Origin of the sequence: Kitasatospora sp. NPDC002965, assembly GCF_040611255.1 — a bacterium.
In the GTDB taxonomy this organism is placed as follows: Bacteria; Actinomycetota; Actinomycetes; order Streptomycetales; family Streptomycetaceae; genus Kitasatospora.
The window spans coordinates 1-16,596 of the sequence record NZ_JBEXNT010000093.1; the positions used below are offsets into that span (position 1 = coordinate 1).

Sequence of the window (16,596 nt, forward strand, 5' to 3'; positions counted from 1 at the left end):
GGTGGCCGAGCGGCACGGCGCGCGGCCCGGTGAACGGTCGGGAGAGCGCGGGGGCGGACGCGGGGACGGGCGGGCCGCACCGAGCTGGGCCCGACGCGCGCCCGGCCCGGGCGGCGGACCCGGACCGGAGCACGAGTCGACGCCCGACTCCCCGCACGGACCCGGCAACGCGCCGGGTCACGGACCAGGTCACGCGCCGGGTCACGGGCCGGGTCACGCCCCGGAGCGCGGCCCGGGGACCGGCGCCCGCGGCACGGACGGCCCCGACGGCAACGGTCACACCGGCAGCCCCGGCCTCGGCCGCGGCGTCAACGGGCGCGGCCCACGGAGCGGCGCCCCGGGAAGCGACCACGGCGAGCCGGCCCTGCTGCGCGAGGCGGAGGAGCGGTGAGCGCTCCGGCGCACGGCACGACGGACGAACCCACCCGGGTGCTCTGGCTGGCCAAGGGCCTCGGACGCGGCGGCGCCGAACAACTGCTGCTCAACTGCGCCCGCCACGCCGACCGTTCGCGCTACCGGATCGAGGTCGCCTACGTCCTGCCGTGGAAGGACGCGCTCGCCCCGGCGCTCACCGAGGCCGGCGTCCCGGTGCACTGCCTCGGCGGTGTCCCGGGCACGCCCGGCCGGGCCGACCCGCGCTGGCCGCTGCGGCTGCGCCGGCTGATCGCCGACCGCCGATACGGCCTGGTCCACACCCACATGCCCGTCCCGGCCGCCGCCGCCCGGCTGCTCTCCCCCACGGTCGCGCCGGCGCCACGCCTGGTGCACACCGAGCACAACGTCTGGGACCGCTACCGCACGGCCACCCGCTGGGCCAATGCCCTCACCTACCGGCGCAACGACGCGGTGATCGCCGTCTCGCACGCCGTCGAGCAGACCATCCCGGCGGACCGGCGCCGCCCCGGCGACTGGGTGACCGTGGTGCACCACGGACCGGACCTCGCCGGCGCCCCCGAGGGGCCGGCCGCCCGCGCCGCCGCCCGCGCCGGACTCGGGCTCCCGGACGACGCGTTCGTGGTCGGCACGGTCGGCAACCTGACCCCGAAGAAGGACCAGGCCACCCTGCTCGCCGCGCACGCCGCGCTGCGCCGCCGCCGCCCGGACGCCCGGCTGGTGCTGATCGGCGCCGGGCCGCTGGAGGCCCGGCTCCGCGCCCTCGCCGCCGAACTCGGCCTGACGGACGCCGTCCTCTTCACCGGATCGCGCGCCGACGTGCCCGAACTGCTCCCCGCCTTCGACGCGTTCACCCTGAGTTCGCGCCAGGAGGGTTTGCCGGTCGCCCTGATGGAGGCCATGACGAGCGGCCTGCCGGCCGTGGTCACCCGGGTCGGCGGCATGCCCGAGGTGCTGGACGACGGCGACCAGGGGTTCCTCGTGCCGCCCGGCGACCCCTCCGCCCTGGCCGACGCCCTAGCCCGGCTCGCCGACGACCCCGAGCTGCGCACCCGGCTGGGTGCGGCCGCGCGCGAACGGTCGAAGCGGTTCGACGTGGCCGGCGCGCAGCGGGCCGTGGAGGCGGTGTACGCGCGGGTCCTGCTGCGCTGACCTCCACCGGCCCCCGCCGGAGTACCGAATCTGCCCGTGCCCCCGACCACCGATGGGAGAGCGAGTCCGGACGTGAGCGCCCTGCCCGCCCCCGCCGAGCCGGCCTTCCGCCCGCTCACCGAGTCCGACCTCCCCGCCGTGCTCGACCTGCTGACCGCGTCCCTCGCGGGCGGTCCGACCGGCACCCGCACCGCGGAGTTCTTCACCTGGAAGCACCGGCGCAACCCGTTCGGCGCGAGCCCCGGGCTGCTCGCCGAGACCGCCGACGGGCGGATCGTCGGCGTCCGGCTGTTCCTGCGCTGGCAGTGGCACCGGGGGGACGGCCGCACCGTGGCCGCGGTCCGCCCGGTGGACACCGCCACCCACCCGGACTTCCAGGGCCGGGGCATCTTCCGCCGGCTCACCACGGACCTGCTCGACCAGGTCGCCGACGGGACCGAGCTGGTCTTCAACACACCCAACGGCAACAGCCTCCCCGGCTACCGCACGATGGGCTGGCAGGAGCTGGGCCGGGTGCCGATCGCGGTTCGGGCCGTCCGGCCGGCCGCCTTCGCCCGCGGCGCACGCGCGGCGCTGGCCCGCCGCCCGGCCGGTCGGGCGGCGGACCGACCCGTCGGCCCGCTCTGCCGACTGCCCACCGCGGCCGGCTGGTTCGCCGACCCCGCGGGCGGCGGGGCGGCGGGTCCCGTGGCCGAACTGCTCCGCGAACGGGCCGCCGCCGACGCCGCCGACCACCGCCTGGCCGTCCGGCGCACCCCGGAGTTCCTGCGCTGGCGCTACGGCGAGGCCCCCGGCCTGGACTACCGGGTCCTCACCTGCCACCGCGGCGCCGAGCTCACCGGGCTGGCCGTCGGCCGCCCCCGACGGCGCGGACCGCTGGCCGAGTTCACCCTCTCCGACGTGCTGGTCCGCCCCGGTGACCGGGACAGCGCCGCCCGGCTGCTGCGCGCCGCCGCCCGCGAGTCCGGCTGCGACCACGTCGCCACCCACCTCTCCCCCGGCACCGAAGCCGCCGGCGCCGCACTGCGGGCCGGCTACCTACGCGCCCCCCGGACCGGTATGACCCTGGCCGCCCGCACCCCGACCGGACCCACCCCGCTCACCCTGGCGGACTGGCGGTTCAGTCTCGGTGACCTGGAGGTGTTCTGATGCCCGGTCCGCCGGGGGCGTCAGGGACGTCCGCACCGCCCAGGGCCTCCCCGCACGGCGCCGCCCGACCACCCGCCCGGGGCGGCCGGCCCCGGCCCGGGCTCCCGCGGGCGGCCCTGACCCGCGTCCCCTGGCCGTCCGCCCTCGCGGCAGCCCTGGTCACCGGCTACGTCACGGTCTTCGCCCTGGCCTCGGCGCACACCTCGTACGACACCTGGGGCGCGCTGCTGGTCCTGCCGGCGCTGATGGCCGTCGGCACGCCGCTCCTGGCCCGGGTCGCCTCCGCCAATCCCGAACGGAACATCTTCCGGCTGCTGCTCCTGGCCATGACCGCCAAACTGCTCTGCGCCTTCCCCCGCTATCTGATGGCCTTCGTGCTGTACGGCGGCGCCGCCGACGCCAAGATGTACCACCAGGAGGGCATCGAGCTCGCCGCCTACCTCGACCAGGCCGACCTGCTCACCGGCGTCCACTACGACCTGGGCATGAAGGTGGCCGGCACCGGCTTCATCATCATCGTCACCGGCGTGGTCTACGCGATCACCGGGCCCTCGCTGATCGGCGGCTTCCTGGTCTTCTCCTGGATCGGGTTCTGGGGCCTGCTGCTGTTCTGGCGGGCCCTGCAGATCGCCTTCCCCGAGGCGGACACCCGCAGGTACGCGAAGCTCGTGTTCTTCCTGCCCTCCCTGCTGTTCTGGCCGTCGAGCATCGGCAAGGACGCCTGGATGATCTTCTGCCTGGGCCTCACCACGTACGGCACCGCGCGGCTGCTGGACCGCCGGTTCGGCGCCTTCGCCTGCATCGTGCTCGGCTCGCTGGGCACCGCGATGGTCCGCCCGCACGTCACGGCCCTCGCCGGAGCCGGGCTGATGGTCGCGTACGTGCTGCGCCGGCGACCGCGACAGGTGACCGCGCTGGGGCCGTTGCGGACCATCCTGACCGCCGTGGTGCTGGGCGCGATGGCGGTCCTGATGCTGCAGCAGGTCTCCACCTTCTTCGGTACCGACGGCACCGGCGGTGACGCCGTCAACCAGGTGCTCTCGGAGACGTCCCGGCGCACCAGCCAGGGCAACTCGATGATCAACGCGAGCGCGCCCGAGGACGCTTCGCCCGAGTTCGGTCTCAACCCCGCGGGGCTGCCGGTCGCCGTGGTCAGCGTGCTGTTCCGGCCCTTCCCGTTCGAGGCGTCCAACATCCAGAACCTGATCCAGTCGGTCGAGTGCTTCGCCCTGCTGGTCATGTTCGTCCGGGCCTGGCCGCGGCTGAGCCGGACCCCGCGGCTGTTCGTGCAGCGCTCGTACGTGGCGTTCGCCGTCGTGTACACGCTGCTGTTCTGCTGGGCCTTCTCGACCATCAACAACATGGGCATCCTGTCCCGGGAGCGCGTCCAGGTGCTGCCGATGGCGCTGGTCCTGCTGGTCGTCCCGGCCGCCGCGCCGCCGCGCGCGGCCGTGCGGAAGCGCCGGCCGCCGCCGGTGTGGCGGGTCGCGCCGGGCCAGTGGGGCACCCGGCGGACGTCCGCTCCGCCGGCGCCGCCGCCCGCCTCACTCACCGGACCGGCCTCGCTCGCCGGACCGGCCGGACCGCACGAACCGCACCCACCGTTCGAACCGTTCGAGCGGTCCGGACGGCAGCAGTCGCCGTCGCCGGGCAGTCACCGTCCCAGGGGGGATGACCCGCACCATGACCACTGACACCCTTGCCCTGCCCGCCGCCCTCGGCGGCACCCCCGCCTTCCCGGCCGGGCTGCCGCTCACCCGGGTCCAGGTCCCCGACCGCGCCGCGCTGCTGGAACGGCTCGGCACCGTGCTGGACAGCGGGCAGCTCACCAACGGCCGGACCGTCGCCGAACTGGAGGAGACCGCCGCCGGATTGCTGGAGGTCCCGCACGTGGTGGCGGTCTCCAACTGCACCGCCGGCCTGATGCTGGTGCTGCAGGCCGCCGGGGTCGACGGCGGCCGACCCGTGGTCATGCCGGGCTTCACCTTCTCCGCCACCGCGCACGCCGCCCACTGGGCCGGCGGCACCCCGGTGTTCGCCGAGGCCCGCGAGTCGGACATCACCCTCGACCCGGAGGACGCCGCCGCCCGGCTGGCCGCCGCCGACCGCCCGGCCGCGCTGATGGCGACCCACGTCTACGGCACTCCCTGCCAGGTCGAACGGCTCCAGGAGGTCGCCGACGCCGCCGGGGTCCCGCTGGTGTACGACTCGGCGCACGGCTTCGGCAGCCGCCGCAAGGGCGTGCCGATCGGCAACTTCGGCTACGCCGAGGTGTTCTCGATGAGCCCGACCAAGGTCGCGGTGGCCGGCGAGGGCGGCCTGGTCGCCACCCACGACGCCGGCCTCGCCCGGCGGCTGCGCACCGCCCGCGACTACGGCAACCCGGGCGACTACGACACCCTGTTCCCCGGCCTCAACGCCCGGATGAGCGAGCTGCACGCCGCCGTCGGCCTCAACTGGCTGGCCGGACTGCCCGATCGGGTGGCCCACCGGGGCACACTGGTGGGCGAGTTCGCCACCGTGACGGCCGGCCTGCCCGGGCTGCGGCTGGCCCTGCCGGAGGACGGCGACATCTCCACCTTCAAGGACCTCACGCTCATCCTGGACGCCGCCGAGTTCGGCCTCACCGCCCGCCGGCTCGCCGACGTGCTGCGGGCCGAGGGCATCGACTCGCGCCGCTACTTCCACCCGCCGGTCCAGCGCCAGCGCGCCTACGCCCACCTCGGCCAGGCCGACGCGCTGCCGCTCACCGACCGGCTCGCCGACTCGGTGCTGACCGTACCGCTGTGGTCCCAGATGGACGCGCCCACCGTCCGCCGGGTCGCCGAGGCCGTGGCCCGGATCCAGCCGTACGCGGAGCGCCTGCGCGCAGCCTGACCCGGCCGCGGCCGGTTACGCACATCGGGTGAACGCGGCTGGACCGCGGGGCCACCCGGTCGGCAGGATGTCCGGCCGGGGCCCGCGGTCCCGTCTCACCCTCTCCCGTACGGATTTGGAGTACCCGGTGCTCAAGGGATTCCGCAGCTTCCTGCTGCGCGGAAACGTCGTCGACCTCGCGGTCGGCATCGTGATCGGCGCGGCCTTCACGGCCGTGGTCACCGGGTTCGTCACGGCGTTCCTCACCCCGTTGATCGGGGTCGCGACCGGCGCCGTCGGCGACTTCACCCAGAAGACCTTCGACGTGGCCGGCACCCGGTTCCCGTACGGCGTCTTCGTCAACGCGGCGATCGGCTTCGTGCTGGTCGCGGCGGTGATCTACTTCGTCGTGGTGGTGCCGGTCGGCCGCCTGCAGGCGCGGCTCGACGGGGACAAGACGGCGCCGGCACCCAAGGCGGACTGCCCCGAGTGCCTGAGCAAGATCCCGGTGGCGGCGGTGCGCTGCTCCTTCTGCACCTCCGAGGTGGCCGGCCGGCCGGGCTTCCCCGCCCAGGCGGTCCACCAGCCCGCGCACCAGCCCGCCCCCCAGGCGGCGCCGTAGCCGGTCCCGTGGGCCGGTCACGTGAGCCGGTCCCGTGGGCCGGTCCCGGAGCCGGCGCAACCTCGCTGACCAGCACCGACCCCGATGCCGGGGCCGGTGGCGGATTCGGCCACGGGGCCGGTGACGGGTCCGCCCCGGGAGGCTTCGCCGGGCTCCCGGGAGGGCTCACCGGGACTTTATCCCCGAAACATTCACGAGCCCCCGTCGCGCCGTCGGCGGGGGCTCGAAAGCGCCGGCGCACAACCTGCCCGCAGAACTTTCTTCGACCGGTCCCGACCCGGCTACCGGCCGGTCACCGCACGGCCCTTCGGCGACACCGTCCGGCCACCGTTCGACCCCGCACGCTTTCCCGGGAGTGGCCGAAACCGGCCGCCAGAATGTCCGTTCTTCACACTTTCGAAACTTTTGTTCGGGCGAAGCTTGTGTAAACACTCGAACTGCTCGGCCTCCCGCTCTCCTCAGCAGGCTCATTGTGGGCTTACCGTATGCCCCATGACCTCGCCCCGCTCCTACGACGGAGTCGGCTACCCCTCTCCGTCCTTCTCCTCCGGCACGCCCATCTACGACAGCCTCGTCGCAGAGCGCGGTGTCCCGCAGATCGCGCCCATCAACGTGCCGGCCGCCCTGCCGCCGGCCCTCTCGTCCGGTTACGGATCCGGCCTCACCGCCCCTTCCTACGAGAACCGGTACGGCACCGGGTACGACAGCCCCGGCAGCAACCTCCCCGCGCTGCCGCCGGCCCGCCTCGCCCTGGGCCCCGGCCCGAGCAGCGCACCCTCCGGCGGCCCCGCGACCACGTACATCCCGGCGCAGTCGGCGCCCGCGTACGCCGCCGCGCCCCAGCCGCCCGTCCCCGGTTACGGCGGCCCCCAGCCGTACCTGCCCGGCCAGCGGCCGCAGGCTCCCGCACCCGGCTTCTCCCAGGCGACCACCGGTGGGTACCAGCCGTCCGGCGGCCAGAGCTTCGGCGGCCAGAACACCTTCGTCGGCGGCCACGGCCAGCAGACCTTCGGTGCGCAGCCGGCCGGCGGCCCCGGTGGCCCGCAGCACCAGGCCGGCCAGCCGCAGGGCGGGGCGCCGTCCTTCGGCGGCCCGCAGGGCTTCGGCGGCGGACCGACTCCGGGCGGCCAGGGCTACACCGGCCAGGGCTTCAACGGGTCCGGTTTCAACGGCAACGGCGACCAGTCCTTCGGCGGCGCGCAGCTCCGCCCTGCCGTCACCCCGGTCGCACCGGTCCGTCCGATGCAGCCGCAGCGCCCGGCCCCCTACGGGGAGCCCGCCCAGTTCCAGCAGGGCGGCTACCAGCAGCAGGGGCAGGGCTACTGAACCCATCCGGAGCCGCTGAGCTCACCCGGGCCGGACCCCACCCGGCCCGCACCCGCACCACCTGAGCACCACCCGGCGTGGCCAAGGCGTCGGGCGTACGGAGAAACGGGTCATCCACGGACCGCCCGGAACGCCGCCCCACCGGCGTACCGGGCGGTCCGTGCGCGTTCGCGGACCCGCGCGCCCGGGAGTCCGCGCGCCGGGTCCCCCGACGACCGGGTGCGGACCGGGCGTGGGCCGGGCCGGACCGGACCGGGCGTCGGCGAGGCGCCGGGCAGAGATCGCCCGGCGGCGCGGGGCCGCCCGGCCGAGGAGCCGCTCGGAGTGCCGCGGGCAAGCCCCCGAAGGGGCCGCCGCCGCCCCGGGCCGTGCTGGCAGGATGGGGGAATGCAGCTCACCGGACTCCACGTCTACCCCGTCAAGTCGATGTACCGACTGAGCCCGGACAGCGCCCGGGTCGAACCGTGGGGCCTGTCCGGCGACCGGCGCTGGATGCTCACCGACGCCACCGGCCGGTTCGTCAGCCAGCGCGAGGACGCCGCTCTCGGCCAGGTCCGCACCGGGCTCCTCGCCGACGGCACGCTCGTCCTGACCGTCGCCGGCGGCAGCCGCGCCGAGATCCCCGCCCCCGCCGTCGCGGACGGGGACCCGCTCGCCGACGTGGAGGTCTGGGGCACCCGGTTCCGCGCCGCCGAGGCCGCCAAGGAGGCCCAGCTGTGGATCGCCGAGCACGTGGGCGACTACCGGCTGGTGCACCTGGACGACCCCCGGGTCCGGCCGGTCGACCCGACGTTCTCCGAGCCCGGCGACACCGTCTCGATGGCCGACGGCTTCCCGCTGCTGCTCACCACCACCGCCTCGCTGGCCGAGCTCAACGCGCTGATCGCCGCCGAGCACCCGGAGGGCCACGAGGAACTGCCGATGGAGCGGTTCCGCCCCAACGTGATCGTCTCCGGCGGCGAGCCGTGGGCCGAGGACGGCTGGCGCCGGATCCGGATCGGCGCGCTGACCTTCCGGGTGGTCAAGCCGTGCGGGCGGTGCGTGATCACCACCACCGACCAGGAGAGCGGCGACCGGCGCGGCCCCGAGCCGCTGCGCACCCTGGCCCGGCACCACCGGCTGCTGAAGAAGGCCGCGTTCGGGCAGAACCTGATCCCCGAGCGGCCGGCCGGCGTGGCGGGCGACGTACTCGGTACGCTCCGGCTCGGCGACGAGGTCGAGGTGCTGGAGGACGGCGCGCACTGGCCGGCCGACCAGCGGGTCTGACCCCCGCGCCCCCTCCGCCGCGGGCGTCGGCGCCGACTCCCCTTCGCGGCGCACGGCACCCGCGCCGCCCGGCAGGCCGGGCGGGCCGAGGCCCGTACCCGCGTCCCGGAACCGCAAGTGTGCGCGCTCGTTGAAGCATGTGGTGAACCCGCGACGGTCCCCGGGCCGTGCGGCGGCGGGCGGGCGGGAGCATCCGCCCGGGCGCGCTACGGTGGGCGGACGGCCGCACACCCGCGTGCACCGCTCCCGTCTGCGTCGCACGAAGGTGAGTCGCATCCGCGCGCGTCCGGTCCGTAGATCGCCGGCTCGATGAAGGTGGGACGACAGACCGTCATGGCTGAGCACAGGGTCCGGGTCACTCAGGACAGCGCATCCCGCTGGCGGCGCCGCGCCGGCGAGTACGACACGCTCGCGGAGGCCCTGGCCGCCGCCGAGCCGGGCGACACCGTGACCGTGCGACCGGGCACGTTCCGGGAGAACGTGGTGCTGGACAAGCCGGTCACGATCGTCCCCGCCCAGGGCGCCGGCACCGTCCGGATCGACCCGCCGGGCGGGGTGCCGCTGACCGTCACCGCTGCGGCGACCGTCCGCGACCTGGTGATCGAGGGCAGCGACAGCTCCGTCCCGGCGGTGCTGGTGACCGGACCGGCGGCCACGCCCTCGTTCACCGGCTGCCGGGTGGAGACCCGGTCGGCGGCCGGGGTGGAGGTCACCGGGGGCGCCCGACCGACCCTGAAGAGCTGTGTGGTGTCCAACCCGGCCGGGCTCGGCCTCCGGCTGCGCGGCGAGGGGACCGCGGCCGCCTTCGAGGACTGCGAGGTGTCCGCCGCGGGCCAGGCCGGGCTGGCCGTGCTCGGCGGCGCCACCGCCGCCCTGGAGCGGTGCCGGGTGCACCACGCCTCCGGCGCCGGCGTCCTGCTCTCCGACCCGGGCAGCGCGGCCGAGCTGACCGGCTGCGAGATCTACGAGATCCGGGGCAGCGGCGTCCAGGCCGAGGCGCAGGCGGGCGGGCGGCTGGTCGACTGCGACATCCACCGGGTCACCGGCAACGGGCTCACCCTGGACGGCGAGGCCGAGCTGGTGCTGACCGGCTGCCGGGTGCACACCCTGCCCGAGAACGGCGCCGACCTGCGCGGCCGGGCCCGGCTGAGCCTCGTGCACTCCACCGTGCGCGACTTCGGGCGCGGGGCGCTCTCGGTCTGGGACCAGGGCACCGAGGCGACCGCCGAGTCGTGCAAGATCCACGGTTCGACCGGCGAGTACCCGGCCCTCTGGGTGAGCGACGGTGCCCGGCTCACGCTCACCGACTGCGCGCTGCACGACCTGCCGGACGCGCTCTTCGTGCTGGACCGCGACTCCGCCGCCGTCGCCGAGGGCTGCTCCTTCAGCCGGATCCGCAGCTCGGCGGTCTCGGTCAGCGGCGGTGCGACGGTCAACCTCACCGGCTGCCGGGTCCAGGAGGCGGGCACCGGGCTCTGGTTCCGCGACCACGGCAGCGGGGGTCTGATGACCGGCTGCGAGATCTCCGACGTGGCGACCGGCGTGATCGTCACCAAGGGCGCCGACCCGGTGCTGCGCGACTGCACCGTCCGGGCCGGCTCGGACGCCGGCGTCTACGTCTCGGCCCAGGGCCGGGGCACCTTCGAGGACTGCCGGGTGTCGCACGGCAAGGGGTTCGGCTTCCACATCATCGACGGCTGCCGCACCGTGCTGACCAGGTGCCGGGCCGAGCAGAACGAACGCGCCGGCTTCGAGTTCTCCGAACCGGGACCGGTGGTGGACGGCTGCACCTCGGACGACGTGGTCGCGGCGCCCACGACGGCCCTCGACGTACCGGCCCCGCGGAGCGCCCAACTGACGGCCGCCGCAGCACCGTTGGCGTCCACCCTGCCGGCCTCCTCGGCGATCGGCCCGATCCCCGACTGCCGCCCCGCCGACGAGGCGCTCGCCGAACTCGACGGCCTGGTGGGCCTGGCGACGGTCAAGCAGGAGGTGCGGACGCTGATCGACCTGATCTCGGTCGGCCGGAGACGGCAGCAGGCCGGGCTGAAGGCGCCCTCGCTCCGCCGCCACCTCGCCTTCACCGGAGCCCCCGGCACCGGCAAGACCACGGTGGCCCGGCTCTACGGCGAGATCCTGGCCTCGCTCGGCGTGCTGCAGCGCGGTCACCTGGTCGAGGTGGCCCGGGTCGACCTGGTCGGCGAGCACATCGGCTCCACCGCGATCCGCACCGCCGCCGCCTTCGACCGGGCCCGCGGCGGAGTCCTCTTCATCGACGAGGCCTACGCGCTGGCCCCCGAGGACGGCGCCCGCGACTTCGGCCGGGAGGCGATCGACACCCTGGTGAAGCTGATGGAGGACCACCGGGACGAAGTGGTGGTCATCGTGGCCGGCTACACGAGCGAGATGGAACGCTTCCTCTCCGCCAACCCCGGTGTCTCGTCCCGCTTCTCACGGACCGTCAGCTTCCCCGACTACTCGGCGGACGAGCTGCTCCAGATCGCCCGCGCCCAGTGCGCCGAGCACGAGTACGCCCTCACGGAGGACACCGCGAGCGCCCTCCTCGACCACTTCGCGGCCATCGAACGCGGCCCCAACTTCGGCAACGGCCGCACCGCCCGCCAGGTCTTCGAGACCATGGTCGAGCGCCACGCCATGCGCGTCGCCCAGCTCGCCGACCCGTCGACGGAGGAACTCCAGCTTCTCGTCCCCGACGACCTGCCCACGGCCAGGCGGTGACGGACGGGCGGTGACGGACGGGCGGTGACGGACGGGCGGTCAGGACGGGCGGTCAGGACGGTCCGGACCACTTCGGTGAAGGTCTCCGGGTCCCGGGCGCCGACGACCTCCGTGACCGGGCCGGCCGGGGCCGCGACGGCCTCCCTGAGCGGGGCCGGCTGACCGTCACCGCCTCCCAGCCCTCGGCCTCGACGAGGGCGCGTGCGGTCCGGATGGTCCGCCGGTGCCGCTCGGCACGTTCGCGCTGACCGGCGCGCTGTTCCTCACCGAGCGCCGGCGCACCGCCTGATCACCGGCGCACCGTCTGATCCAGGGCGCGCGGCCCGGTCCGGGGCGCGGCCCTCAGCCCGTCCAGGCGCCGCCGGCCAGGAACGACTCCAACGCGGCCCGGTGCGGGGCGATGTCGATGCGCTCGCCGGCCAGCCACTCGTCCGCGTAGTACTTGTCGAGGTAGCGGTCGCCCGGGTCGCAGATCAGGGTGACCACACTGCCGCGCTCCCCCGCCGCCCGCATCTCGGCGACGATCCTCAGCGCGCTCCACAGCCCGGTCCCGGTGGACGCGCCCGCCTTCCGGCCGAGCACGCCGTCCAGCACCCGCACGGCGGCGATCGAGGCGGCGTCCGGGACCTTCATCATCCGGTCGATCGCCCCGGGCACGAAGCTCGGCTCCATCCGGGGGCGCCCTATCCCCTCGATCCGCGAGCCGCTTCCGCAGACCGCGTCCGGATCGTGTCGGACCCAGCCGTCGAAGAAGCAGGAGTTCTCCGGGTCGGCCACGCAGATCCTGGTGTCGAACTGCATGTAGTGGACGTACCGGGCGATGGTCGCCGACGTGCCGCCGGTACCGGCGGTGGCGACGATCCAGGCCGGTTCGGGGTGCGGTTCCAGCCGCAGCTGGGCGAAGATCGACTCGGCGATGTTGTTGTTGCCGCGCCAGTCGGTGGCCCGCTCGGCGTAGGTGAACTGGTCCATGTAGTGGCCGCCGGTCTCCTCGGCGAGCCGCGCGGAGGCCTCGTAGACCTCGTCCGAACGGTCGACCAGGTGACACTCCCCGCCGTGGAACTCGATCAGGTCGATCTTGGCCTGGCTGGTGGACTTGGCCATCACCGCGACGAAGGGCACCCCGACGAGCTGCGCGAAGTACGCCTCGGAGACGGCGGTGGAACCGCTGGAGGCCTCGATCACCGGCTTGCCGGGGCGGATCCACCCGTTGCAGAGCCCGTAGAGGAAGAGCGAGCGGGCCAGCCGGTGCTTGAGCGAGCCGGTGGGGTGGGTGGACTCGTCCTTGAGGTAGAGGTCGATGCCCCACTCGGCGGGGAGCGGGAAGCGGAGGAGGTGGGTGTCGGCGGAGCGGTTGGCGTCCGCCTGGACCTTGCGCACCGCCTCCTTGAGCCACGACCGGTACTCCGCGTCGGAACGGTCGACGTCGACGGTCGGCTCGACGACCGGCCCGACGACCGGCTCGGCCTTCGGTGCGCGATCCGGTTCGACGATCGGCTGGGTACCCATGGCCACTCTCCTCGTGCGGGTGGATCGAGTCCTTCGAAGTCCCCCTCGAATGCTCACTACGAGTGTACGAGAGTCACGATAAGTGACCGTATGTGAAGCCCCAGCTTCCGCTTATCGCCCCGGGCGCCCCACCCGCCCCACGCCGAACGGGCCCGGCCCGTTCGGCCCGGCCGACCCGGCCCGTCCCGCCCACCCGTTCCGACCCGTCCGGACCACCCGGCCCTGTCCGTTCAGCCCGGGACCACCGACTGCGGGTCCGCCAGGTACGGCAGCCACCCCAGCTCGGCCGCCCCCGCCAGCGCGCTGTGCGCGAGCTCGGCGCCGACGATCGGCACCCGCCCGCTGCGCCCCCAGAGGCTGCGCTCGGCGACGACCGCGCGCAGCCGCTCGGGCGCGGCCTCCAGGAGGTCGCGGTGGAGCCCGCTGAGCACCACCCGGTCCGGGTTGAGGATGTTGGCGACGCCGGCCAGCCCGAGACCGAGCCGGTCGATGACGTGCTCGACGGCCGCCCGCGCGCGCTCGTCGTCGGCGGCGCGCCGGCAGAGTTCGCGCGCCTGGTCGAGCGGCGGGCGGTCGCGGTCGGGGGTGATCCCGGCGGCGGCGAAGAGCGCGTCCGGGTCGGTCTCCGAGTTGAGGCAGCCCCGGTTGCCGCACTGGCAGGGGCGCCCCTGCGGGTCGACGGTGAGGTGGCCGACCTCCAGGGCGAGGCCGGCGCTGCCGGTGTGCAGCCGGCCGTCGATGACCAGTGCGCCACCGACGCCCCGGTGGCCGGAGGTGACCAGCAGCAGGTGCCGGGCCCCCCGCCCGGCACCGTGCCGGTACTCGGCGAGGGCGGCGAGGTTGGCGTCGTTGGCGATCGCGGTGGGCAGCGGATCGAGCGCGCGCGGGCCGTGGTCGGCACGGCCCACCTCGACGTCGTACAGGTCGGCGACCGGGGTGCCGCTGGGCCAGGCGAAGTGCAGGGCGGCGAGCGCGGTGCCGTCCGGTTCGGTGACCGGGTTGGGCAGCGCGAGCGCGGCACCGAGGCAGCGCCGGTCGGTCTCGCGGGCGAGTTCGGCACCCGCCTGGGCGACCGCGCGCAGCAGCCGGACCGGGTCGGTGGCGGCGGGCAGCGGGAGGTGGACCGGCGGGTCCAGCAGCCCGCCGAGTCCGGCCAGCGTGACGCTCAGCCCGTCCGCGTGGATCTGTCCGGCGACCACCACCGGGCCCGCGGGGTCGATGGCGAGCCGGTGCGAGGGGCGCCCCCGTCCTCCGCCGGCCGGGCGGGAGTCGACCGTGATCAGGCCGAGCGACTCCAGTTCGGCGGTGACCGCTCCGGCCGTGGCCCGGGTGACGTCCAGCGCGCGGGTGAGCGCCGAGCGGGTCGGGGTCTGACCGGTGTGGATGAGCGAGAGCGCCGGGCCGAGCAGCGTCCGTCCACGGTCGGGGGCCGCGCGGCGGTGGGCGTCGCGCTGCGCGTCGGAGTCGGCCCCGGAGCCGGGCTTGGGACTTGAAGGTGTGAGCTGCACGCGCCTATTGTTACTTTGTGCCGCTCCGAAACAAAATCCGTCCCCCCGCCCCCACCGACCGGCCGTCCGTCCAGTCTCGCAGCAAAGCGTCCGAACCCCACAGCCCCGGCCACGACCCCGCCGCCGCCGACACCTCCGCCCGCGCCCTCTGGAGCACCGCCCGGATCGCGCTCACCGCCTTCTTCGCGGTCGACGGGTTCCTCTTCGCCGCCTGGGTCGTCCGCATTCCGGACGTCCGCAGCCAGGTCAACGCCTCCCACAGCGCCCTCGGACTCGCCCTGCTCTGCGTGTCCGCCGGGGCCGTCGCCACCATGCCGATCGTCGGGCGGCTCTGCCTGCGCTACGGCTCGCGCCCGGTCACCGTCGCCTCGCTCGCCCTGCTCGCCCTGGCCGTCCCGCTGCCCGCCCACACCCACTCGGTGGCCACGCTCGGCGGCGTCCTGCTGCTCTTCGGTGCCGGCTACGGCGGTGCCAACGTGGCCATGAACAGCGCCGCCGTCGAGATCGTCGCCGAACTCCGCCGCCCCGTCATGCCCAGCTTCCACGCCGGGTACAGCCTCGGCGGCCTGCTCGGCGCGGGCGCCGGCGGTCTGCTCGCCGGTTCGATCACCGCCGGCTGGTCGCTCGCGCTCGGTGGTCTGCTGGGCCTGGTCGTCACCGCGGTCGCGGGTGTCGCGCTGCTCCGCAGCCCGGCCGCACGCACGGCGCCGCCCGTCGCCGCAGCTCCCCTCACCGTTCCCACCGGCACCGGCACCGGCACCGGGAGCGGGGCCGGGAACGACGGCAACCCGACGCACGCCAGGCTGCTCATCCTCCTGCTCGGCCTCACCGCGCTCTGCACCGCGTACGGCGAGGGCGCCGTCGCCGACTGGACCACCCTCCACCTCACCGACGACGTCCACGCGAGCGCCGGACTGGCCGCAGCCGGCTACGCGGCCTACGCACTCGCCATGACGACCGGCCGGGTCGGCGGCACCTGGCTCTCCGTCCGGCTCGGCCAGACCCGGCTGATGTTCCTCGGCGGGCTCACGGCGGCGGCCGGGATGCTGCTGGCCGCACTCGCCCCGGCGGCGCCGCTCGCCCTGGCCGGCTTCGTCCTGGTCGGGCTCGGCCTGGCCAACATATTCCCGCTCGCCATCGCCCGGGCCGGCGCCGAGGGCGGCCCGAAGGGGGTCGCGTTCGCCTCCACCCTCGGCTACGGCGGCATGCTCGTCGGCCCGCCCGTCATCGGGTTCCTGGCCGACGCGACCAGCCTCCCGGTCGCCCTGACCAGCGTCGCGGTCGCCGCCACCGTCGCGGCCGTCCTCCCCCTCACCGCCCGCCGCCGCTGACCGGCCCGCCCCGTCACCCCCGCCCGCACGCCCCCTCCCGCACCCGGCCCGGCCCGGAGCCGACGACGGCGTGGACACCGCGGCCGACGGCGCCCGGCGGACCGCCCCCGGGGTCCCGCCCCTCCCCCACCGTGCGAGGATCGCGCCATGACGAGCAGCAACGGACCGGTCCAGCTCCTGCGCGCCACCGAGCGCCCCGCCACGGCGTGGCGGAACGGCGGCGGGGTGACCAGGGAGGTCGCCGGGTACCCCGCAGGCTCCGGGCCGGACGAGTTCGGGTGGCGGGTCAGCCTCGCCGACGTCGCGTCGGCCGGTCCGTTCTCCGCCTTCCCGGGCATCGACCGGGTGATCACCCTCGTCGAGGGCGAGGGCATGGCACTGACCGTCGACGGCGCCGAGCACGTCGTCGACGCCCCGTTCCGTCCGTTCGCCTTCTCCGGCGACGCGGCCACCGAGTGCCGGCTGCTCGGCGGCCCGCTGGTCGACTTCAACGTGATGACCCGGCGCGGCCGGGTCACCGCCGACCTGCTGCTCGCGGACGCGCCCCGCACGGTGGACGTCCCGGCCGGCGCCGCCGTCCTGCTGGTCTGCCTGTCCGGCACCGCGACCGCCGGCTCCACCCTCCTCACCCGCTACGACGCCGCGCTCCTCGGACCGGCCGGTCCGTACGACCTGCGACCCGAGGGCGTGACCGCCGTGGTCACCTTCCGCACCGCCGGGCCGTCCGCCGCCTAGCCCGGACACA

At 75.4% G+C, this 16,596-nt stretch carries 11 protein-coding genes and 2 pseudogenes; 11 read left to right on the forward strand and 2 right to left on the reverse strand.

Annotated elements, in window-relative coordinates; translation table 11 throughout:
- The 9 genes and pseudogenes from ABZY91_RS29085 to ABZY91_RS29125 form a co-directional block, all read left to right on the forward strand.
- A pseudogene (locus ABZY91_RS29085) lies at positions 1–391 on the forward strand (hypothetical protein); the annotation flags it as partial.
- A complete protein-coding gene (locus tag ABZY91_RS29090) occupies positions 388–1,545 on the forward strand; it encodes a glycosyltransferase (protein WP_355405862.1) in 1,158 nt (385 codons plus the stop codon). The pseudogene ABZY91_RS29085 and the gene ABZY91_RS29090, both read left to right, overlap by 4 nt.
- A 72-nt stretch (positions 1,546–1,617) precedes the next feature.
- Positions 1,618–2,694 (forward strand): GNAT family N-acetyltransferase, encoded by a 1,077-nt coding sequence (locus ABZY91_RS29095; RefSeq protein WP_355405863.1) that lies wholly within the window; start codon positions 1,618–1,620, stop codon positions 2,692–2,694.
- Positions 2,694–4,388 carry a hypothetical protein gene (locus ABZY91_RS29100; RefSeq protein WP_355405864.1) on the forward strand — a complete coding sequence of 565 codons (1,695 nt, stop codon included), beginning with the start codon at positions 2,694–2,696 and terminating at the stop codon, positions 4,386–4,388. The genes ABZY91_RS29095 and ABZY91_RS29100 overlap by 1 nt, the downstream gene beginning before the upstream one ends.
- The gene (locus ABZY91_RS29105) at positions 4,378–5,571 is read left to right on the forward strand and encodes an aminotransferase class I/II-fold pyridoxal phosphate-dependent enzyme (RefSeq protein WP_355405865.1); all 1,194 of its coding nucleotides are present in this window, start codon (positions 4,378–4,380) and stop codon (positions 5,569–5,571) included. Before ABZY91_RS29100 ends, ABZY91_RS29105 begins: the two co-directional genes overlap by 11 nt.
- 127 nt (positions 5,572–5,698) lie before the next feature.
- On the forward strand, positions 5,699–6,172 hold the full coding sequence (mscL, locus tag ABZY91_RS29110; RefSeq protein WP_355405866.1) for a large conductance mechanosensitive channel protein MscL: 474 nt from the start codon (positions 5,699–5,701) through the stop codon (positions 6,170–6,172).
- A gap of 492 nt (positions 6,173–6,664) precedes the next feature.
- Positions 6,665–6,940 (forward strand): annotated as a pseudogene (locus ABZY91_RS29115) (DUF6643 family protein); the annotation flags it as partial.
- A 945-nt stretch (positions 6,941–7,885) separates the two neighbouring features.
- Positions 7,886–8,764 (forward strand): MOSC N-terminal beta barrel domain-containing protein, encoded by an 879-nt coding sequence (locus ABZY91_RS29120; RefSeq protein WP_355405867.1) that lies wholly within the window; start codon positions 7,886–7,888, stop codon positions 8,762–8,764.
- A 333-nt stretch (positions 8,765–9,097) separates the two neighbouring features.
- Positions 9,098–11,503, forward strand: coding sequence for a right-handed parallel beta-helix repeat-containing protein (locus tag ABZY91_RS29125; RefSeq protein ID WP_355405868.1), 2,406 nt, complete (start codon positions 9,098–9,100; stop codon positions 11,501–11,503).
- Between the two features lie 342 nt (positions 11,504–11,845).
- Here ABZY91_RS29125 and ABZY91_RS29130 read toward each other — a convergent pair whose 3' ends face one another.
- Both ABZY91_RS29130 and ABZY91_RS29135 read right to left on the reverse strand, forming a co-directional pair.
- Positions 11,846–13,012 (reverse strand): PLP-dependent cysteine synthase family protein, encoded by a 1,167-nt coding sequence (locus ABZY91_RS29130; protein WP_355405869.1) that lies wholly within the window; start codon positions 13,010–13,012, stop codon positions 11,846–11,848.
- A gap of 230 nt (positions 13,013–13,242) precedes the next feature.
- Positions 13,243–14,421, reverse strand: coding sequence for an ROK family protein (locus tag ABZY91_RS29135; RefSeq protein WP_355405882.1), 1,179 nt, complete (start codon positions 14,419–14,421; stop codon positions 13,243–13,245).
- 263 nt (positions 14,422–14,684) lie between these two features.
- On the opposite strand from ABZY91_RS29135, the gene ABZY91_RS29140 reads away from it, so the two are divergent.
- Together ABZY91_RS29140 and ABZY91_RS29145 are read left to right on the forward strand one after the other, a co-directional pair.
- Complete coding sequence (locus tag ABZY91_RS29140) at positions 14,685–15,851, forward strand: MFS transporter (RefSeq protein ID WP_355405883.1); 1,167 nt, start codon at positions 14,685–14,687, stop codon at positions 15,849–15,851.
- A 147-nt stretch (positions 15,852–15,998) separates the two neighbouring features.
- Complete coding sequence (locus ABZY91_RS29145; RefSeq protein ID WP_355405870.1) at positions 15,999–16,586, forward strand: HutD family protein; 588 nt, start codon at positions 15,999–16,001, stop codon at positions 16,584–16,586.
- Positions 16,587–16,596 lie beyond the last annotated feature (10 nt).